The sequence below is a fragment of the Halohasta sp. A2 genome (assembly GCF_056175805.1).
The window spans coordinates 107,543-124,338 of record NZ_JAQFWV010000003.1 but is presented as its reverse complement, the minus strand read 5'-3'; the positions used below and the strand labels follow the sequence as shown (position 1 = coordinate 124,338).

Here is a 16,796-nt window from a genome sequence, read left to right as displayed (position 1 = left end):
AGGTCGCTGCGTGGGAACGTACTCGCAACCAAAATAGGACGGAGATCAACTGGCAGTTTACGACCGACGATGCTCGCATCAAACTACGGCAGCTATACCCAACAAATCACGATTGAAGGTGCACTAGTTGGTGCCTAACCACTCAATTCACAACTTTACTGACTGGGTGATTCATCCATAATGGTGTGAAACCAATAGTTTCTGACTGCAAACAATAGGCTCTGTATCTTGCACAGCTCGATCACCCAATTGCGAGACAGATACCGCTATTTCACTGTCTTCGGTAAGAGCCATTGAAAATAACCACCATCGTAGGTTTAAATGGCGTCGGTAATTTCCGTAGATTTAAGTTATGTATGTATTGATCTACATATGGTCAGCGAGCTTGTTAAAAAGAAAGCTAAACAAGTTGGACTAAACGTCAAACAGATATACATCTTGTATCTCGTCACAGGATGGTTTGCTGGACGGACAATGAAGAATAGTAATAATAGGTATCATATTGGTTCCGATCCAGAACCATCTCTGGTTGAATTAGCTCAGATTGCTAACATATATTTCAAGGGTTTCGAACAAACTCATCAGCAGATGATTAATAGGGGGTTGTTTAAAACAGAAACACGGGGTGATGACGTCTATATTGCAGGAAGACGATGCAATTGGCTCCCCACCGAGAATTGCCTATCTATTATTGAACACCTATTCAATCACCATACTGATAATATTACACCAAATTGGACATTAGAACATCATACTGGTCCACCAATTTTTCGGGATGGAAAAGAACACATGAAACACCGAAAAGGTGTTTTAGTGGCGAAAAAGCACTTTTACCAACTTGATCAGGTTGGTGGCGTCTATGTCTATCCAAAATCAAACGAAGAGAATCGTCCAGATCTCTGGTTGGTCCATCCAAACGGTGATCTCATTGCCAGAGTCGAAGTCCTCTCAAGTCACAATAATAGAAAGAGTTGGGAGTCGAAATTCAATGCGTGGCGAGACACAAATGTGTTCACCATCTGGGTTGTAGAGAATCGCCGGTCAATGGTCCAGTTCCTCAATCACTTCGTACGACACGGTATTTTCCAACTTGATAATGGTATGTTTGGTGGAGAACCAAACAACTGGTCACCGAAACGAGTAAATGCGAGATTGCAGAGATCTAGAGAGGGTTCGTTTGATTATCACTCAAAGGATGCGATCACAACGATCCCGAGCCTCCTCAGAGGAAATGTCCTTGATGCACTCAATTTCGTTGACGAAAATAACATAATAGATTTTACAGTTCATAGCGACGCCTGAGCGAAAGACTCTGACCCCAACTGTACCCCATATAATGTGTATCGTACAGTAGACCGTACAGCCTCTTCCAAAGAGCATTTTGGGCCATGTGTACGGTGCTGTGTACAGGTGTACCTACACTTCAAAATCTTAGTGTACAGCCAGAAAGTTAGTTTTCATGACTCGTACACCCGTACTGTCTAGTTAAAGACCATTTTAAAATTCTGCTTAATTAGAAAATAACCGCGGGTGAGTTCTTATGCTGTTGATCATATTGACCAATAGCTGGTGTCGACCATGTGCAACATACGCGTAGTGCATCATGCACGTCAACCAGTACCAATATCGTTAACCTGATCTTTGTTTCGCTCAGTTAGTCCTACTTCCGCGGTTTAGCAGATCGGCGTTCTGGGCTTGTTTTCGCCTGTTACAGAGAGAAGGTCTCTCCGTGGCGTCAGTGGCGTTTCAACAAAGGTAGGTTCCCACACTGGCTTTACGATGAAGTGAGTCCACTCGGTAACATCTCCCTGGTTTGTCGATGGAAACCGGGAGACTGCACCGCTCTCTAAAGAAACCGTGCTACTCGTTCAGGCTGAACCGCGGAAGTAGGATTAGGCAAGAGCCATATTATTTTTATATGCCGCGAGAACGATCAGATCGTAGTTCCTTCGACTGCAATATTGAAATTAGGAAGTAGTTTTCAGTAACTTCAAACCGACGCCAATCCGTATGATTGGCTTGACGGTTAGGTACAAACAATTATAATGTTGAAAATTTAAATGGCGATAGATTTTTGTTATCTTGCTACAAATTTGTAGTAAGAAGATGTCTCACCAGCCAACTGTCTCTGAAGAAACCGAATTTGACGGGCTCCCTCGACGGCTTCCAGACCAGAGTGCAGTTCTTGTTGGACGCGTTGTCGGCAACAATGAGTTCACCGGGTTGGCTGCCTACTACATCCACGGTCGAGGAAGCATCCTAATCGGCCGATATGAGAATCGAGAATTCATACCAGAATACACGATTGAGTGTGAAAGTCGGTTAATGTCCGCCTGCGTTCGGGAGTTTAGCACTACTAACGCAGAGACGGAGCTGTCATCCGTCGGGAAGGCACTCCTACAGGCATGGCACTTCGGCGATCTGACTCCGCTTAGCCACAAACAAGCACACGTGTACGCATTGCGAGAGAAAGCAGAGTTCAGCAGGGATGAAACGGCCACAATCCTGAATATTTCCCCAAGTACTGTCGATACTCATCTCCAGCGGGCCAGGGAGAAGCTCATCGCCGCAGAGAATTTAGTTCAGTTCGTCCGCGTTGATGCCGAAGAACTCTCTGAAGTTTATCCAGACTTCTTCAGTGATGCAGGAGTCAGTAACAGCGTGAGTGATTCAAACGACATTACACCCCTGTCATAAGATGCGAGGATACATCGAATGAGTCGCTTTCCGTCACCAGCACTTGCAGATCGAATAGATGATCGTATCCAGGAACTAGATGATGGCTTTGTCCGCCTCGGAGAGGATGATACTCCGTTCACCCTCAGAGGGGGAGGCGAGTCGTTAGAACAAGCTCGACAACTCCATAACGAACGCGAACAGTCGGAGCGTAAACGAGACGAAGAATCAAACGAGCCGGTCACTAGAATTGTCTCTGAGTGGCGGGAAGATATGATAGGAGTTGATTTCCCGTTTGTAGATACGATTCCGATTGATGAACAACGTCGTCGAGCGGATCGGATCGCTAAGTTGGCTACTGAGGAAGGTTTTGTTGATAGAATCAATCGTGATGTTGCGTTTGATAATGTATCGAGGTCAAACTGATCGGTAAGGTGTCCACGGACGGTATTGGCGTGTGGAGAGTCTTCGGTCGTCTCGCAGATGTGATTGACCGAGGTCCCGCTGGCGCTGGCGCCAGCGAGGACCTTATAGAGCTCCTCTGATGAGACCTTTACACCGTCTGCGAGTTCTATCGGGAGTTCCTCGTCAAGAGTGTTGACGACAAAATTAAGCAGATGCTCTTCTTCGATCTGGTTGTCTGTTTGGAGTTCTTTCACACCATGTCCAAACAGACACTCCATCTAACCCGATGTGATCGACTGAGACTGTACGTGGGAAGCACTGGCGTGGGATCGACTTGATTGAGATCGGTACAGATTCAGACGATTTTCCAGGATTCCGAACAGGAGTAGTGCTTGCTCACGAATTGGGACACGCATTTTATGATGCATGGAGTCCAGATAGTGGTATTGAGCAGAGCCCTCGGCTCTTCAAAACGATGGAAGAGAAGAAAAACAGCAGGCCAAGAGACTCTCAGAGCGACTCCATGGCCCGATGATCGAAACGGATGGTCCCTTCGTCGACTACCGAAAAGGAAGCGATGAAGAACTTGCTGCAGCTGTATTCGCATCCCGGATTATCGAGCCCATGGCATCGCAGCGAATCGCTCCGGATGCTGTCCGTCGGTTGGAGAATATCTTCGGAGATCTATCGGACAATCTGTTCTGAGTTCATGTGCTCTTTAGTATCTTTATTTAAGAAATAACACGGACACAGTCCAAGCGTCGAGTGAAACAGATTGCGGGAATTCCCAAGACGACTCCCTCATAACTGCAGCTTTGCTACTAATCACTAGCCTGTAGTTGGATAGCAGTTCCTTCATTCAAAAACGACCGTCTATGACGCTCTATCGTCGAATTTTGTGTCTGATATCATATATAACTAGATTCTATTTTTATATCACTATATTGAGCGTGTATTTATACCGGCTAAATTTACGATTGGTCAATAGAAACTCGCCTTAGAAAATATTAGTCGACGTACGTCCATCATTCCAAAATGACAATTTTGAGCTACCCCTACGCTGTCTTGCGATTAGAAACCTGCTATCCAACTACCTAGCCTATACAGTAGGTATTAAAAGTACACATACGTCAAGAACCGTTTCACCGCAGCTGGCCAGGTTCTTGATACGGATTCGATAAAAAGTGTGTGAGAACGCTCAAAACGCTCGTTTACGTTCTAGAACTGTTCTTACTCTCGGCCAAACATCTGGCGCATCATCGGATGCATCTCCATCATCTGTTCTTCGGCGATCTCCTCGTACAGCTTGTAGGTGATCGAGACGGTGAGCAGCAGCCCGGTTCCATCGACGTTGCCGATGGTACCGAGCATACCCGCCATCACGGCCAACAGCCCTACAAGCGCGCCGCCGATAACGGTCACCTGCGGGATGTAGCGCTCCATGACCTTTTCGACGACCTGTGGGTTCCGGCGGAAGCCGGGAATCTGCATCCCCGAGCTCTGGATCTGTTTGGCCGTCGACTCTGGGCCCATACCGGTGGTTTCGACCCAGAACACCGCAAAGATCGCGCCACCGACGATCATGAACGTCAGATCGATGCCGACCCGGATCGCGATCTGCCAGGGTTCACCGCTGGCCGACCCGAGGAACCACATCCACTGTTCGCGCGACTGGATCGGTGCGAGATAGTAGAACAGCCCGTCGACGGCCTGGCCGTCACTATAGGAACCGAACACAGAGTCGCCGATCTGGCTGTAGATGATCTGGCCAATGAACTGAATGTTCGCCTGTAGCGCACGGACCAAGATCAGTGGCAGAACGCTCGCGTAGATGAGCTTCACCGGGAAGCGTCCACGAGCGCCCCGAACGCGCGAGTGGCTGAGCGGAATCTCGACGCGAACCGACTCGGCGTAGACAACCACCACGAAGATGAGGATGGTCGTCAGCAAGCCGAGCAAATCCCCCTGGGTGATCAGGATCGATTCGAACCAGCCAGCGGTAAAGACGGGCTCGCTGATTCCTTCCCCGAAGAAGATCCCATACCATTGGGCGAGTAGTCCACGGGTTCCGATCGCCGAGAAGCTGAACATCCCACCGATGAGCTGTTGGCTCACGCCAGCGATAATGAACAGCCCCACCCCGGATCCGACACCCCACTTGCTCACGATTTCGTCCATGAACAGGATCAGGATGCCGCCGACGAACACCTGGGCGAAGATCACAAGCTGGATGCCAGTGAGACCGATTCCCAGCAGCTGGCCGAGTTCACCATTCGCTGGCAGGAACGAACCCGAAAACACCATCGGGGCTGCGGTTGCAGCCGTAACGATGACGACCAGCAGTTTCTGGAGCCCCTGGTAGAGCACCTGATCACGCGGATCGTTGTTGGTATCCAACCCCAGCAGGTTCGCACCACCGAGCAGCTGCAGCACGATCGATGCGGTGACGATCGGACCGATCCCGACCTGCAGGACTGAACCCTGCCCACCCGCGATGATCGACCGGAACTGGCCAAAGATGTCGCTTCCGCCCGGATCGAGGCCGAATAGTGCGATGTTCGTCAAGAAGAAGTAGACGACGAGAACTCCGGCAGTCCACATCAACTTCCGCTTGAACGGAACGTGCCGCTCTGGCCGAGCGACTACGGGCATCCGCGTCAGCACCGGTTCGGCGGCCTCCTTCCAACTCATGTTATGATTCGTCTGAACTGTCTTCGTTTACGTCTTCCGCTTCGGCCTGCTCGGCGCGCTCGGTGAGCACGGCCTCGCCGCCTGCGGATTCGATACCCTCAACCGCGCCAGCGGTAAAGGCGTCTGCGGTGATGACGAGCTCGTTTCTGACCTGTCCGCCGCCGAGCACTTTCACCACGTCGACGTCGTGACCGCCGTCGACCACGTCGCGTGCGTCGATAACGTAGCCATCGCCATCTTCGTCGGCGACACCTTCGGCGGCGTACAGTGCGACGTCCTCGTCGAGCTGCTGGATTCGGATCTCTTCGATCGAATCTTTGAGCGAGTCGGGACGCGTAAAGCCGTGTTTGCCGAGCGGTTCGTAGTTGTGGAACTCGTGTTTGTCGCGGCCCGCGCGGCCACGGCCACCACGGTGTCCGGCACCGCGCCGGTTCTTGTGGGTGCCGCCGCCGTGGGTTCGAGAGCCGCGCTGTCTGCGTTTCTTGGATCCCATTATCGCATCGCCTCCAGGAGGCCGTCGATATCCTCGGTTCCGTGGCGGCCCAGCTGGCCACCCTCGACGACCGGGTGTTTGATTCCGTCGTGGCCACCGCGTGGTGGGTGGAGCCGAATAACCGGCGACAGGCCCTGCTCGCGCAGGGTCGTCTCCTCGTCGACGAGCGCCTCGGCGAGCGAGGCGACATCGTCGTAGTCGGTGTTGTCGGCGACCCACTCGTCGTCGACGTCGGCGTCGCCTTCGTCGGCTTCGCCGCGTCGACGGATGAGGGTTGCCACGACATCGGCAGTCGGCTCGCCGAAGGCAACGTAGTCGTTGACCTTCGTGATCATGCCGCGGTAGGTGTCGGTCTCAGGGACGAACGTGACGTGGTTGACGCTGTGAAGATTCAGCATCTTCAGCGTGTCACGGACGTCCTGAGACATGTTGACCTCGCCGCGGAGTTGAACGAGAGCCTGCATTATTCGTTCGCCTCCCGCTGGACGGCTTTGGCGCGCTGGGGTGTCCGCGACTGGGCGGCGTTCTCCAGAGCGTTGTAGGTCGCTTTCGCGAGGTTGACCGTCGTCCGCGTGTTGCCGTCGGACTTCGTCCAGGCGTCCTGGATACCGGCGAGTTCGAGGATGTTGCGAACAGTCTCGGCCGCCGCAAGGCCCAGTCCCTGTGGGGCTGGCATGATACGAACGGTGACCGAGCCGGCCTTGCCTTCGGCGGTTCGAGTCAGTGAGTTGACGCCACCGGCGGAGTCCTCCCACGAGCCCGACCCGCGGTCGACCTTGATGATGTTGAGTTTTGCAACGTCGATGGCCTTCTGGATCGCGCCGCCGACCTGGTCGTCACGCGCCTGGGCGTAGCCGAGGTAGCCGTCGCGGTTACCGACCGCACAGACACAGCGGAACTTGACTCGGCGACCCGAGTCGGTCATCCGCTGGACCATGTTGATGTCGAGAACCTCGTCTTCCAGCCCCGGCAGGAGCTGGTCGACGATCTCGGGTTCCTTGAGCGGAAGCCCGGAGGCGAGTGCCTGTTCCATCGTCGAGATATCGCCGCTTTGCACCTGTCGGCCGAGCCGCGTGCGCGGCTCCCAGCCGTTGTTATTTCGTTGGCTCATTCGTCCTCCTGAATCGCTGCGAGCACGTCGTCGAAGTGCTCAGGTAGTTCAGTGGCGTCGAACGCCCCGCTGTACAGCGGCTCGTCCAACTGTTCGGCGTACTCGGCGATGTGTTCGCCGCGATTGCGCGACCAGTCGGCCAGCACGCTGTCGTTGTGCGGGATGTCGAGGCCTGCGTCGATTGCTCCTTCTTGGACCGAAAACACCTTGTTACCGGGTGTTGCCGTGTTCAGCCCGATGTCGAGAACGGCCTCTTCGAGACCGGCCTCGACAGCGCGGCTGCCCAGCAAGTAGCCCGTCAGGTACGCGCTCGGAAGGTTCCCGGTTGGAGCTTCCCAGCCGTAGTCTGCCAGATCCTCGCTGGAGGCGGCAACGTGGGTAAGATCGCCGTCGGGTCCGGGGGTGACCAGCTGCGCCCTGATGTGCTTGTTGCTCGTCCGGGCGACCAGACGAGGCTTACCTGATTTCAAGAGGCGCAACCTTTGGTGGTAGTCAGTTCGGACCTCACGGCGGCGGCGCATCGGCACTCTGTATCGTGGTCCAGTTGCCATTATGCGTTCACCTCAATGTCGTAGTTAGTTCGAGCGTACGCTTCGAGCCGGTCGACGCTGTCGAACTCGCCACCGTTGGCTTTGTTGTACAGCTCGCGGTACTGCGTGCGATCGATCGTTCCCTCGTCGCGAAGCTCTTTGAGCCGCTTGCGCTGGGCGCGAATTCGCGACACCCAGCCGTCTTTCCGCGACTCGCGGGCTCCGGCTTTCCCTTTGCGCTTGCCGTGGCCCTTCTTGTGGCCGTACGAGCGCTTCTGGCTACGCTCGCGGGCGCGGCCACGGGAGTTGTTCTGCGTGCCCTTCGCGCGGATGATGCCCTGGTCGACCAGCTCGCGAATATCCGCTCGGGTGATCGCCTCGGCGATCTCTGCTTGTTCGTCGGGATCGAGCCAGACACGACGCTCGCCGACATCGAGCACGTCGGCTGCGAGTCGTTTCTGTGAACCGAGATCACTCATCGTCGTCTACCTCCACTTCGATGTAGGTTGGGTTCAACACGCGAATCTCCTCGTCTTCACAGATCTCCTCGATCCGTTCGCGTTTGCGGCCGCCGACTTTGCTGGCGATCCGTACCGCTTGGGTGTCGCCATCGATGTCGTCGAGGTCACCGGCGTTGTGCACGCGGACTTCCTCGAAGCCGCTTGGGTGAAGGCCACGGGCGGCCTTCGGCGACTTGAAACCGGGGGCGACTTTCGGGCCACGGCTTTTGAAGCCACGGCGCTGTTTCGAGAGTCCACCACGGGGTCGACGCCACGATTCGGGCGTCCGTTTTTTCATGTGGTAGTCCTGGCGCTTGAACGCGGGTTTGCCCTCGCGTTTCTTCTGTTTGAGTGCGCCTTCGGTCTCGGCGTCGAGTTCGGGCGTTTTGTCCGCGTGCCCGCGAGCGACGAGTTCCGTTTCGACGTCCTCGGTTTCTTCGTCTTCGACCTCCGCTTCGGAGGTCTCGTCTTCGACTTCAGCCTCGGTTTCCTCGGCGACTTCGAGATCGCCGACACCGGCTTTGATCCGCGCTGCGAGCGCGTTGCCGATCCCCTCGACCTCCGAGAGTTCGCCCTGACTGGCGGCTTTGACGTCTTCGATCGACTCGTAGCCCGCCTCGCGGAGCGCGTCGGCCTTCGATGGGCCGACACCGCTGATGTCTTCGAGTTCTTGGGGTTCGTCTGCCATCTCAGGCACCTCCTGCCTGCGGTTTCTCGACAATGTACACGCCGTCTTGGAACACGCGCGTGTCTTTGTCTCTGACTTTCGTCAGCTGTTCGATATCGGCGGCGGTCTGGCCCACAGCCTCCTTGTCGGAGCCGCTGAGGGTGACCTCTTCGCCGTCGACCTGTACCTCTGTGTCGCCACGGATTGGAGTCCGGCGCTCGGCGCGCTCACCGAGGAAGTTCTCGATGACGACTTCGTCGCCGTCGACCGAAACCTGCATCGGGAAGTGAGCGTAGTGGACCTCCATTCTGTACTCCCATCCGTCTGTGACGCCGTGTACCATGTTGCGAACGTGGCTTTCGAAGGTGCCGACGGTCGCGTAGGTTTTGGCGTTCTCGACGTCGGTTTCGATGACGACTGAGTCGCCCTCTGCGCTGACGTCGATGTCGGGGAACCACAGTCGGCGCGTAACGCTGCCGTTGGGGCCCTCGACGGTCAGATCCAGATGGTCTACCGTTGCGGACACATCGTCCGGAAGTTCGATTTCTGTTCGAGTCATTGTTAGTAGACGTAGGCGATGACCTGGCCACCGATCCCCTGTTCGCGGGCATCGTAGTGGCTCATGACGCCGTGGCTTGTCGTGACGATGAGCGATCCATAGTCACGCGCTGGGAGGAACCGTTTTTCCCATTTTTCGTAGTCGTCTGCCCCAACCGAGTAGCGGGGTTTGACGATGCCACATTCGTTGATCGCGCCTTTCAGTTCGACCTCGAACGCACCGGCTTTGCCGTTTTCGACGAACTCGAAGCCGTCGATGTATCCTCGGTCGTAGAAGACTTCGAGGATCGAGCCGATGATGTTCGAGGCGGGCTGTACCGTAATGCCGAGGTGGCCAACGCTCTCGGCATTATCGATGCCGGAGAGAGCGCTGGACAGTGGGTCGTTGCCTGCCATGGTTAGCTGTACTTCCTGAATCCCATGTCTCGGGCGACCTCGCGGAAGCACTGCCGACAGAGGTTGATGTCGTACTTGCCGACGAGCCCCTGTTCGCGTTCGCAGCGCCGACAGACCACCTGCTGGCCCGTCTCCGCGGTGTCTCCGGACTGTTGTTCACTTTCGCTCATTCATCTGCCTCCACGTCGATATCGAACGTCGATTCGACGTAGCTGGCTGCGTCTTCGGGTGTCATCTGGTGGCCGCTCGGAATCGGTCGGGTCTCTTGGTCGCGCTTGGCGACGCGGTAGCCCGGGCGGACGAGCATTGCCGTGACGTCGAGCCCGTAGATACCGATCTGTGGGTCGTACTCCTGGCTCGGGAACTCGGTGTGTTCGGCGACGCCGAAACTGAAGTTGCCGGAGTCGTCGAACTGCGAGATCGAAAGCTCCGTCAGCGGGAGCGCGGTTTCGAGGAATTCGTAGGCGTCGTCGTCACGAAGCGTCGTCTTCGCGCCGATCGGATCGCCCTCGCGGATGTTGAACTCTGCGACCGTTCGCTTTGCGAGCGTCTGGACGCTCTCTTGGCCCGAGATCTCTTCGAGAATCGACTGGGCGTTCTGGAGTTCGCGACCGCCTTCGCCGACGGCCATGTGGACGACGACTTTCTCGATACGCGGCTGGCGCATCTCGTGGAACTCGGCGTTAGCCTCGCTCATTCGTCATCACCTGTAAAGTTCTCGTCAATCACGACAACGTAGCTTTCGACCGTCTCGTAGCCCTCGTCGTCGTTTTCGACTCGTACCGTGTTCGAGCCACTACCGAGTGTGACCTGAATCTCGTCGACGGTTCCGATCTGACCAGCGTGCTGGCCGTCGACCGCAGTGACGAGCGCGCCCTCTTCGTAGACGAAGTGCGCCACAATCTCTTTGGAGTCGTTGTCGATCACGAGCGAGTCGTTCGTCGAGTACTCGCTTGCATCCTCGGTTCGGACGTTCGTGCCGTCGTGAAGTGTCAACTGGAAGTCGCCGCCCGAAACCTGCTCCTTGCGGACGATCTTTCCGAGCCGACTGCCCGCCGAATCGCTATCGATGGGTGTCAGTGCGAGGCGTCCGCCCTCGTCGGGGAACACACGGTAGTATTCGCCGCGTTCGGTGAACGCGAGAATGTCGAACATACCGATGGGTCGACGCTCGTCGGAGACCGCATCTCCGTTGATGAGTATCGAGCCCTGGTTGAGTGCGTAGCGAGCTTCTTTTTTCGAGTCGACGTAGCCCAGCACGTCCCGAAGCAGGACGAGCAGCGGTACGCCGTCTTCACCGTGGGGGCCAGCGCCGGCTTTGACGGTGTAGGTGGCCGTCTTTCGCTCAACGGGCCATGAGTTCGGTACCGAAAGTCGTTTCTGGTGGTTGCTCATTCGTTGTCCTCCTCGCTGCGAAGCCGGGCCTCACGGCGTTCGTCGTCGAGCGTCAGGTCGGTCACGGTGACGTTGCTGGCATCGACTGGGCGAGGCACTTCCTCGCCGTCGGATTTCTCGACAGTCACGTCTTCGACGTGAATAATCGCCTTCTTGAGGTCGACACGCAGGACTTCGCCCTCGCTTCCGGCGTGGTCGCCGCGCTGAACCTCGACGGTATCGCCCGCGTTGACGCGGACGCTGCGGCGGCCGTACTCCTCGCGGAGGTCGGCCGAAAGCGGTGATTTGACCTGTTGGTGTCGCTCGTGAAGCGACGCGTTCGCAGCGGATTTTCGCTGTTTGCGTGGTTGTCGTGTCATGCTATACGATCATCGTTGCGGTGGATGCAATGCTCCCGAACCGTTCGGCGACTTCGCGTGCGATGGGGCCTTTGATATCGGTCCCGCGAGGCTCGCCGTTCTCGTCGATGAGTACGGCTGCGTTGTCCTCGAATTTGACGCGAATGCCGTCCGGTCGACGGATCGGCTTGCGCTGGCGGACGATAACGGCCTCCAGTATCTGCCGTCGCATTTCGGGGGTGCCTTTGGTGACCGAGACGGTCACTTTGTCGGCGATCCCTGCTTTGGGGTGTCGGTTCTTCGTGCCGGAGTAGCCCGCCACGCTGATGACTCGCAGTTCGCGTGCACCGGTGTTGTCGGCACACGTGATCAGCGAGCCCTTTTCGAGTCCCTGGGTCACGTCGGCTTTGAGTGCCTCCATCAGGCATCGCCTCCAAGCTTTTCGACGACCACGTGGGATTTCGTCTTCGAGAGCGGTCGGGTTTCCGCGATCTTCACTTCGTCACCTTCTTCGAGCCCTTCGAGGACGCCGGGTACGTGCGCTGGAATACGGGATCGGCGTTTCATATACCGGTCGTATTTCGGCACGAACACGTCGTACTCTTGCTCGACGATGACGGTCTTTGCCATATCGGTCGAGACGACAGTCCCACTGCGGGTCTGGCCTCGAACGGGAAGCTGTCCGTAAAACGGACACTTCTCATAGTCGTACTCCTCCGGCTCTTCTGGTTCCGGAGGAAGTGGAACGTCAAGTCCTATCGCCATTTCGAATCTCCTGTGCGTTCAGTTCGTTCTGCAGGCCGTGAGAGTAGACGGCTGCCATCCACCGTAACGTAGACTCCGCCCTGGCATCCACCCTGTTGGTTTACGGAACATTCCGACGGGAACGACTGACGAGGGCGTACCCCCGCAGTTTCCTCCCCGAGTTTGGACGAAGACCCCGAGTCCTTCCGGCTCTGTCCCGTTGACAGATCCGCTGCGGGATGATCTCCCGCGGCGACCTCGGCGGCTTCATTTGTGTGCACGCCTGCACCTTGTTCGTCTGTCGATTCCTCGCTGAGTGCGAACTCGAACACCGACTCCGACTTCGGCACGCGTTTGTCACCCGAATCAGTCGACACGACAACCGTGTTCATCGTCTCGCTGACGATGTGGCCCGAAAGGCCGACGAAGTCGGCACTGGGCGCGTCGACCACCTGGATTGGGAGGCCGATGAGTTCGTGTCGTGTGATAGTCTCGGGTGTGCGTGGCATGTCGGATTACTCGTTCGAGTCGGCGGCTTCGTTGTCGCCTTCTTCGGACTGAATCGTTTTCAGCCGGGCGATCGTTCGGCGAAGCTCTTTTGGTTTGCTTGGGTTTTCGGGAACGCCACCGGCAGCCTGTAGGGCTTTGAGATTGAGGAGCTCGGTTTCGAGCTCGTCAAGTTCGACCTCGCGCTCGGCGGGCGTCATGTCCCGGATCTCTGCGGCGTGAAGGATCGCCATTTATTCGTCCTCCGCTTTTTCGTCTTCGTCTTCCATCTCGGCGACGAGATCGGCTGCCTCTTCGGCAACGTCCTCATCGAGTTCCTCGACGTCTTCAGACGATTCCGATTCTTCGTCGACCTCGTCTTTGTCAGCCGCTTCTTCGTCGTCGTCAGTCGACTGGTCGTCGATGACTTCCTCGACGAGTTCCTCGTCGATAACGTCGGCTGGGTCTTCGTCGGGAACCTCGACCTCCTCGGTCTCCTCGTCGGAGACGTCAGGAACCTCGTCGGGCTCTTCGAGCAGTGATTCGACGCTCTCGGCGTCGCCTGCCTGCTCGACGTCCTCAACGTCGACGTCGTCGTGGATGTCGAAGTCGTCGGGCAGCTCTGCTCCCGGCGGGATGATCTTGACTGTAACTCCGATCGTCCCGAGCTTCATCACGGCGACGCCCTGACCCTCGTCGACGACGGTCTGGGCGGGTTCGCCGTTGTGTTTGATGTAGCCACGGTTGAATTTCTCAACACGCGAGCGAGCACCGGTCACCTTGCCGCTGAGGACGATCTCGGCGCCGAGTGCGCCTGCGTCCATGATGCGGTCAATGGTGGTGTGACCGGCTTTCCGGAAGTACCAGCCACGTTCGAGTGCGTTGGCGAGTCGGTCGGCGACGATCCGGGCGTTGAGGTCCGGCTCGTCGACTTCTTGGACGTCGATCTGCGGGTCTTCCATGCCGAACCGTTCGGTGAGTTCGGTGGTGATCTTCCGAATGTTCTTGCCGCCTTTCCCGATGACCATTCCTGGCTTTTCGGCTTTGAGGACGATCTGCGTCCCCATCGGGGTTTTGGCGATATCCATGCCGCCGTAGCCTGCGCGACCGAGTTCGTCGCCGAAGAACTCGTCGATCTGGGCGCGCTGTAGGCCGTTTTCGATGAATTGGTGTTCGTCTGCCATTATCGGTCTGCCTCCGGTACTTCGAGGACGATCTCGACGTCACAGAGCGTGGTGTTCCACGCGCTGGCACGGCCGAACGCACGGGGCTTGCGGCCGGCTCGCTCGCCGACTTTGTGGGGCGCGAGATGGACGATCTCCATCTCCGAGCCCTCGAAGCCCTTGTTGGTGCCGTTGTTGCGGGCGTTTTCGAGGAGCTTCTTGAAGTCCTTCGAGGCCTTGTTCGGGTAGCGACCGGCATCCCAGCCGTCGATATCCGAGCGGTGACCGACGCCCGTGTTGTGTTGTTTGAACGGCACTGACTGCTCGCCAGCGATGACGCTGTCGAGGTACTGTTCGGCCTCGCTGACCGTCATGCCTCGAATGGCATTCGAGATGGCCTTGCTGTGCTTCAGGCTGATGGGCCGCTCGCGAAGCATCGCTTTCGCGGTGGTTTCGGGGTCGGCCTCGACGCTGTAGTTGATTCCCATGATTTACTTGAGGGGCACGAACTTCGATGAACGGGTCGCGCCAATCCCGGCCTGTCCGTGTTCGACCGAGTTGCGGGTCAGCTGGAACTCGCCGAGGTAGTGCCCGATCATCTCGGGCTGTACCTCGACGCGCTCGAAGCTCTGACCGGTGTAGACCGCAAACGTCAGCCCGACAAACTCCGGCAGAATCGGCATATCCCGCAGGTGGGTTCGGATCGGGTTGTTCGCGGTATCCTCGTCGGTCTTGCCGTCGGCTTTGTCCAGCAGCTTCTGGTGTTCCTCGGAGAGACCACGGAGAATGGTTCGCCGCTGTCGAGCGGGGAGCAGTTCTGCGACTTCGTCGAGCTCCAGGTCCTGCAACTCGTCGAGCGTGTGACCGCGGTAGGTGAACTCACCCTCACGGCCGGTTCGGTAGTCAGTACTCATTTGTCACGTCCTCCTTTGCCGCCGCGGCCGGTTCGCTTCGAGGCGATGTCGCCCACCTTTCGGCCCGGTGGCGCGTTCCGCGAAACCGACTTCGGCTTGCCGGGGTGCTGGCGGCCGCCGCCACCGAACGGGTGGTCGACGGCGTTCATCGCAACCCCACGCACACGCGGGTACTTCGTGCCGCGTGCTTTCATTTTGTGGTACTTGTTTCCGGCTTTGACGAACGGCTTTTCGGTCCGGCCACCACCCGCGACAACGCCGATGGTTGCTCGGCAGTCGGGGTTGAGCCGTTTGACCTCGCCGCTCGGCAGTTTGACGACCGCGACCTTGCGGTCGTGAGTCAATAGCTGGGCCGAAACGCCAGTCGAGCGGGCGAACTTGCCGCCGTCGCCCGGCGAGCTTTCGACGTTGCAGACCGGAATCCCCTCGGGGATCTCCGACAACGGCAGCGTGTTGCCGGGTTTGATTTCGGCACTGACGCCGACCTGAATCGTCTCGCCGACGGTGATTCCCTCGGGAGCGAGAATGAGTCGACGATCGTCGTCTTCAAACTCGACGTCTGCGAGTGGCGCACTCCGCGCGGGGTCGTGCTCGATGTTGACGACTTCACCAGTGATGGTGTCGTGTTCTTCGGACTTCTTGTGCGAGAGCTCTGCTTTGTAGCGGTGTGATGGCGCACGGAAGGTTGGCCCACCACGGCCGCGTCGTTGTCCCTGAATTCTACGTCCCATCTAGAACACCCCGATTCGTGAGGCGACCTCTGTCGCATCGTCGTCATCACTGAGCGAGAGGGTCGCTTTCTTTTTGGCTTTCGGCGTGACCTGCGTGTTGATCGAGTCGACGTTCACGTCGTAGCGCGATTCGACTTCCTCGATGATCTCCGGCTTGGTGGCGTCGACATCGGTAATGAACTGGAGCTTGTTGTCGAAGTCCATCTCGTTCATCGCCTTTTCTGTCACCAGCGGGTGGTGGAGAATCGAGCTCATCGGTCGGCCACCTCCTCGAGGGCGCTCTCGGTAAAGACCGTGAGTCGACCGGCGTGGGTGCCCGGTGCGAGATCCTCGACGTTGACTTCGGTGGCGGTTGCCACGTCGGCTCCCGCGAGGTTGCGAGCGGCGCGCGATGGCGTTTCGCTGGTCACGAAGAGGATCGATTTCGGCTTCTTGTACTTACGGCCACGGGTCGTCCCGCGTCCTGCTCGCACTTTCTTGCCGTCTTCTGCGCGCTGGATGTCGTCGGCGACACCGAGCGATTCGAGCAGCGAGACGACCTCTTTCGTCTTTTCGAGGTCTTCGAACTCGTCGCTCACAACGAGCGGGAGATCGAGATCCGTGTCGAACTGGTGGCCGCGGTCGGCGACGAGTTCGGCGTCTGTGGTTGCCGCAAGCGCCGAACGGGTCGCGAGCTGACGCTCTTTGCGGTTGATCGTTTTGCCCTGGTCCTTGTCGGCTTTCGGTGGGTGTGCGCGTCGACCACTGACGGCGTGGGGAACGCGGCGTGCACGACCGTTCTGACGGGGGTCGTGCGACATCCCGCGGCCGCTCCCGAGCGACTCGGCGGGCGTACGCATTCCTGCGTACTCGTCTGCACCGTAGGCCTGTTTCCGGTTTGCCTGGGCGGCAACGACTGCCCGCTGGATGAGATCCGGGCGGAAATGGGTCTCGAAGACCTCGGGGAGGTCGACGGTCCCTGCGTCGTCACCGTTCAGGTCGCGTACTGTTGCCTGCAT

At 57.5% G+C, this 16,796-nt stretch carries 27 protein-coding genes and 1 pseudogene; 4 read left to right on the top strand and 24 right to left on the bottom strand.

From position 1 onward, the window contains the following. The first annotated feature begins 372 nt into the window (after nt 1-372). The 3 genes from O2S87_RS02215 to O2S87_RS02205 all read left to right on the top strand — a co-directional run bounded on the left by O2S87_RS02215 (nt 373) and on the right by O2S87_RS02205 (nt 3,102). Nucleotides 373-1,302 (top strand): hypothetical protein, encoded by a 930-nt coding sequence (locus tag O2S87_RS02215; protein ID WP_475407168.1) that lies wholly within the window; start codon nt 373-375, stop codon nt 1,300-1,302. 804 nt (nt 1,303-2,106) lie between these two features. Continuing rightward, nucleotides 2,107-2,697, top strand: a complete 591-nt coding sequence (locus O2S87_RS02210) for an RNA polymerase sigma factor (protein WP_475407167.1) — start codon at nt 2,107-2,109, stop codon at nt 2,695-2,697. 18 nt (nt 2,698-2,715) lie between these two features. After that, the gene (locus O2S87_RS02205; RefSeq protein WP_475407172.1) at nt 2,716-3,102 is read left to right on the top strand and encodes a hypothetical protein; all 387 of its coding nucleotides are present in this window, start codon (nt 2,716-2,718) and stop codon (nt 3,100-3,102) included. Here O2S87_RS02205 and O2S87_RS02200 read toward each other — a convergent pair. Then, nucleotides 3,057-3,335 (bottom strand): annotated as a pseudogene (locus O2S87_RS02200) (ISH3 family transposase); the annotation flags it as partial. The gene O2S87_RS02205 and the pseudogene O2S87_RS02200 overlap by 46 nt on opposite strands. 277 nt (nt 3,336-3,612) lie before the next feature. Between O2S87_RS02200 and O2S87_RS02195 the strand changes: the two are divergent. Beyond that, complete coding sequence (locus O2S87_RS02195; protein ID WP_475407166.1) at nt 3,613-3,786, top strand: hypothetical protein; 174 nt, start codon at nt 3,613-3,615, stop codon at nt 3,784-3,786. Nucleotides 3,787-4,311: 525 nt separating this feature from the next. On the opposite strand, the gene secY is transcribed toward O2S87_RS02195, so the two are convergent. Genes secY through rpl4p form a run of 23 tightly spaced genes read right to left on the bottom strand, consistent with a single transcriptional unit; the run spans nt 4,312 to nt 16,796 of the window. After that, entirely contained in the window at nt 4,312-5,772 is a 1,461-nt protein-coding gene (gene secY, locus O2S87_RS02190) for a preprotein translocase subunit SecY (protein WP_475407165.1), read from the bottom strand. A gap of 1 nt (nt 5,773) precedes the next feature. After that, nucleotides 5,774-6,265, bottom strand: coding sequence for an uL15m family ribosomal protein (locus tag O2S87_RS02185; protein ID WP_475407164.1), 492 nt, complete (start codon nt 6,263-6,265; stop codon nt 5,774-5,776). Continuing rightward, nucleotides 6,265-6,729 (bottom strand): 50S ribosomal protein L30, encoded by a 465-nt coding sequence (gene rpmD / locus O2S87_RS02180; RefSeq protein ID WP_475407163.1) that lies wholly within the window; start codon nt 6,727-6,729, stop codon nt 6,265-6,267. The genes O2S87_RS02185 and rpmD overlap by 1 nt, the downstream gene beginning before the upstream one ends. After that, nucleotides 6,729-7,376, bottom strand: coding sequence for a 30S ribosomal protein S5 (locus O2S87_RS02175; RefSeq protein WP_475407162.1), 648 nt, complete (start codon nt 7,374-7,376; stop codon nt 6,729-6,731). The genes rpmD and O2S87_RS02175 overlap by 1 nt, the downstream gene beginning before the upstream one ends. Continuing rightward, the gene (locus O2S87_RS02170; RefSeq protein ID WP_475407161.1) at nt 7,373-7,927 is read right to left on the bottom strand and encodes a 50S ribosomal protein L18; all 555 of its coding nucleotides are present in this window, start codon (nt 7,925-7,927) and stop codon (nt 7,373-7,375) included. The genes O2S87_RS02175 and O2S87_RS02170 overlap by 4 nt, the downstream gene beginning before the upstream one ends. Then, nucleotides 7,927-8,385, bottom strand: coding sequence for a 50S ribosomal protein L19e (locus tag O2S87_RS02165; protein ID WP_475407160.1), 459 nt, complete (start codon nt 8,383-8,385; stop codon nt 7,927-7,929). Before O2S87_RS02165 ends, O2S87_RS02170 begins: the two co-directional genes overlap by 1 nt. Beyond that, nucleotides 8,378-9,094, bottom strand: coding sequence for a 50S ribosomal protein L32e (locus tag O2S87_RS02160; protein WP_475407159.1), 717 nt, complete (start codon nt 9,092-9,094; stop codon nt 8,378-8,380). The genes O2S87_RS02165 and O2S87_RS02160 overlap by 8 nt, the downstream gene beginning before the upstream one ends. Nucleotide 9,095: 1 nt before the next feature. Then, entirely contained in the window at nt 9,096-9,632 is a 537-nt protein-coding gene (locus tag O2S87_RS02155) for a 50S ribosomal protein L6 (RefSeq protein ID WP_475407158.1), read from the bottom strand. Nucleotides 9,633-9,634: 2 nt separating this feature from the next. Further along, nucleotides 9,635-10,027, bottom strand: coding sequence for a 30S ribosomal protein S8 (locus tag O2S87_RS02150; RefSeq protein ID WP_475407157.1), 393 nt, complete (start codon nt 10,025-10,027; stop codon nt 9,635-9,637). A gap of 2 nt (nt 10,028-10,029) precedes the next feature. Continuing rightward, nucleotides 10,030-10,197, bottom strand: coding sequence for a 30S ribosomal protein S14 (locus O2S87_RS02145; RefSeq protein ID WP_475407156.1), 168 nt, complete (start codon nt 10,195-10,197; stop codon nt 10,030-10,032). After that, the gene (locus O2S87_RS02140) at nt 10,194-10,724 is read right to left on the bottom strand and encodes a 50S ribosomal protein L5 (protein ID WP_475407155.1); all 531 of its coding nucleotides are present in this window, start codon (nt 10,722-10,724) and stop codon (nt 10,194-10,196) included. Before O2S87_RS02140 ends, O2S87_RS02145 begins: the two co-directional genes overlap by 4 nt. After that, nucleotides 10,721-11,422 carry a 30S ribosomal protein S4e gene (locus O2S87_RS02135; protein ID WP_475407154.1) on the bottom strand — a complete coding sequence of 234 codons (702 nt, stop codon included), beginning with the start codon at nt 11,420-11,422 and terminating at the stop codon, nt 10,721-10,723. Before O2S87_RS02135 ends, O2S87_RS02140 begins: the two co-directional genes overlap by 4 nt. Further along, complete coding sequence (gene rplX, locus O2S87_RS02130) at nt 11,419-11,781, bottom strand: 50S ribosomal protein L24 (RefSeq protein ID WP_475407153.1); 363 nt, start codon at nt 11,779-11,781, stop codon at nt 11,419-11,421. The genes O2S87_RS02135 and rplX overlap by 4 nt, the downstream gene beginning before the upstream one ends. A 1-nt stretch (nt 11,782) precedes the next feature. Beyond that, nucleotides 11,783-12,181, bottom strand: coding sequence for a 50S ribosomal protein L14 (locus O2S87_RS02125; protein ID WP_475407152.1), 399 nt, complete (start codon nt 12,179-12,181; stop codon nt 11,783-11,785). Beyond that, nucleotides 12,181-12,525: a 30S ribosomal protein S17 gene (locus O2S87_RS02120; RefSeq protein WP_475407151.1), complete on the bottom strand. Its 345-nt coding sequence runs from the start codon at nt 12,523-12,525 to the stop codon at nt 12,181-12,183. The genes O2S87_RS02125 and O2S87_RS02120 overlap by 1 nt, the downstream gene beginning before the upstream one ends. After that, nucleotides 12,516-13,013: a ribonuclease P protein component 1 gene (locus O2S87_RS02115; protein WP_475407150.1), complete on the bottom strand. Its 498-nt coding sequence runs from the start codon at nt 13,011-13,013 to the stop codon at nt 12,516-12,518. Before O2S87_RS02115 ends, O2S87_RS02120 begins: the two co-directional genes overlap by 10 nt. Before the next feature lie 6 nt (nt 13,014-13,019). Then, the gene (gene rpmC / locus O2S87_RS02110; protein ID WP_475407149.1) at nt 13,020-13,244 is read right to left on the bottom strand and encodes a 50S ribosomal protein L29; all 225 of its coding nucleotides are present in this window, start codon (nt 13,242-13,244) and stop codon (nt 13,020-13,022) included. Continuing rightward, nucleotides 13,245-14,174, bottom strand: coding sequence for a 30S ribosomal protein S3 (locus tag O2S87_RS02105; protein ID WP_475407148.1), 930 nt, complete (start codon nt 14,172-14,174; stop codon nt 13,245-13,247). It abuts the gene before it with no gap. After that, the gene (locus O2S87_RS02100) at nt 14,174-14,641 is read right to left on the bottom strand and encodes a 50S ribosomal protein L22 (RefSeq protein WP_475407147.1); all 468 of its coding nucleotides are present in this window, start codon (nt 14,639-14,641) and stop codon (nt 14,174-14,176) included. Before O2S87_RS02100 ends, O2S87_RS02105 begins: the two co-directional genes overlap by 1 nt. A 3-nt stretch (nt 14,642-14,644) precedes the next feature. Beyond that, nucleotides 14,645-15,067: a 30S ribosomal protein S19 gene (locus O2S87_RS02095; RefSeq protein WP_475407146.1), complete on the bottom strand. Its 423-nt coding sequence runs from the start codon at nt 15,065-15,067 to the stop codon at nt 14,645-14,647. Continuing rightward, a complete protein-coding gene (locus O2S87_RS02090; protein WP_475407145.1) occupies nt 15,064-15,798 on the bottom strand; it encodes a 50S ribosomal protein L2 in 735 nt (244 codons plus the stop codon). The genes O2S87_RS02095 and O2S87_RS02090 overlap by 4 nt, the downstream gene beginning before the upstream one ends. After that, on the bottom strand, nt 15,799-16,053 hold the full coding sequence (locus O2S87_RS02085; RefSeq protein WP_475407144.1) for a 50S ribosomal protein L23: 255 nt from the start codon (nt 16,051-16,053) through the stop codon (nt 15,799-15,801). Further along, entirely contained in the window at nt 16,050-16,796 is a 747-nt protein-coding gene (rpl4p, locus tag O2S87_RS02080) for a 50S ribosomal protein L4 (protein ID WP_475407143.1), read from the bottom strand. Before rpl4p ends, O2S87_RS02085 begins: the two co-directional genes overlap by 4 nt.

Bases quoted from the DNA above. Each gene is read 5' to 3' on its own strand.
- O2S87_RS02215 (WP_475407168.1), top strand. From the start codon at position 373: ATGGTCAGCGAGCTTGTTAAAAAGAAAGCTAAACAAGTTGGACTAAAC.
- O2S87_RS02210 (WP_475407167.1), top strand. From the start codon at position 2,107: ATGTCTCACCAGCCAACTGTCTCTGAAGAAACCGAATTTGACGGGCTC.
- O2S87_RS02205 (WP_475407172.1), top strand. From the start codon at position 2,716: ATGAGTCGCTTTCCGTCACCAGCACTTGCAGATCGAATAGATGATCGT.
- O2S87_RS02195 (WP_475407166.1), top strand. From the start codon at position 3,613: ATGATCGAAACGGATGGTCCCTTCGTCGACTACCGAAAAGGAAGCGAT.
- secY (WP_475407165.1), bottom strand. From the start codon at position 5,772: ATGAGTTGGAAGGAGGCCGCCGAACCGGTGCTGACGCGGATGCCCGTA.
- O2S87_RS02185 (WP_475407164.1), bottom strand. From the start codon at position 6,265: ATGGGATCCAAGAAACGCAGACAGCGCGGCTCTCGAACCCACGGCGGC.
- rpmD (WP_475407163.1), bottom strand. From the start codon at position 6,729: ATGCAGGCTCTCGTTCAACTCCGCGGCGAGGTCAACATGTCTCAGGAC.
- O2S87_RS02175 (WP_475407162.1), bottom strand. From the start codon at position 7,376: ATGAGCCAACGAAATAACAACGGCTGGGAGCCGCGCACGCGGCTCGGC.
- O2S87_RS02170 (WP_475407161.1), bottom strand. From the start codon at position 7,927: ATGGCAACTGGACCACGATACAGAGTGCCGATGCGCCGCCGCCGTGAG.
- O2S87_RS02165 (WP_475407160.1), bottom strand. From the start codon at position 8,385: ATGAGTGATCTCGGTTCACAGAAACGACTCGCAGCCGACGTGCTCGAT.
- O2S87_RS02160 (WP_475407159.1), bottom strand. From the start codon at position 9,094: ATGGCAGACGAACCCCAAGAACTCGAAGACATCAGCGGTGTCGGCCCA.
- O2S87_RS02155 (WP_475407158.1), bottom strand. From the start codon at position 9,632: ATGACTCGAACAGAAATCGAACTTCCGGACGATGTGTCCGCAACGGTA.
- O2S87_RS02150 (WP_475407157.1), bottom strand. From the start codon at position 10,027: ATGGCAGGCAACGACCCACTGTCCAGCGCTCTCTCCGGCATCGATAAT.
- O2S87_RS02145 (WP_475407156.1), bottom strand. From the start codon at position 10,197: ATGAGCGAAAGTGAACAACAGTCCGGAGACACCGCGGAGACGGGCCAG.
- O2S87_RS02140 (WP_475407155.1), bottom strand. From the start codon at position 10,724: ATGAGCGAGGCTAACGCCGAGTTCCACGAGATGCGCCAGCCGCGTATC.
- O2S87_RS02135 (WP_475407154.1), bottom strand. From the start codon at position 11,422: ATGAGCAACCACCAGAAACGACTTTCGGTACCGAACTCATGGCCCGTT.
- rplX (WP_475407153.1), bottom strand. From the start codon at position 11,781: ATGACACGACAACCACGCAAACAGCGAAAATCCGCTGCGAACGCGTCG.
- O2S87_RS02125 (WP_475407152.1), bottom strand. From the start codon at position 12,181: ATGGAGGCACTCAAAGCCGACGTGACCCAGGGACTCGAAAAGGGCTCG.
- O2S87_RS02120 (WP_475407151.1), bottom strand. From the start codon at position 12,525: ATGGCGATAGGACTTGACGTTCCACTTCCTCCGGAACCAGAAGAGCCG.
- O2S87_RS02115 (WP_475407150.1), bottom strand. From the start codon at position 13,013: ATGCCACGCACACCCGAGACTATCACACGACACGAACTCATCGGCCTC.
- rpmC (WP_475407149.1), bottom strand. From the start codon at position 13,244: ATGGCGATCCTTCACGCCGCAGAGATCCGGGACATGACGCCCGCCGAG.
- O2S87_RS02105 (WP_475407148.1), bottom strand. From the start codon at position 14,174: ATGGCAGACGAACACCAATTCATCGAAAACGGCCTACAGCGCGCCCAG.
- O2S87_RS02100 (WP_475407147.1), bottom strand. From the start codon at position 14,641: ATGGGAATCAACTACAGCGTCGAGGCCGACCCCGAAACCACCGCGAAA.
- O2S87_RS02095 (WP_475407146.1), bottom strand. From the start codon at position 15,067: ATGAGTACTGACTACCGAACCGGCCGTGAGGGTGAGTTCACCTACCGC.
- O2S87_RS02090 (WP_475407145.1), bottom strand. From the start codon at position 15,798: ATGGGACGTAGAATTCAGGGACAACGACGCGGCCGTGGTGGGCCAACC.
- O2S87_RS02085 (WP_475407144.1), bottom strand. From the start codon at position 16,053: ATGAGCTCGATTCTCCACCACCCGCTGGTGACAGAAAAGGCGATGAAC.
- rpl4p (WP_475407143.1), bottom strand. From the start codon at position 16,796: ATGCAGGCAACAGTACGCGACCTGAACGGTGACGACGCAGGGACCGTC.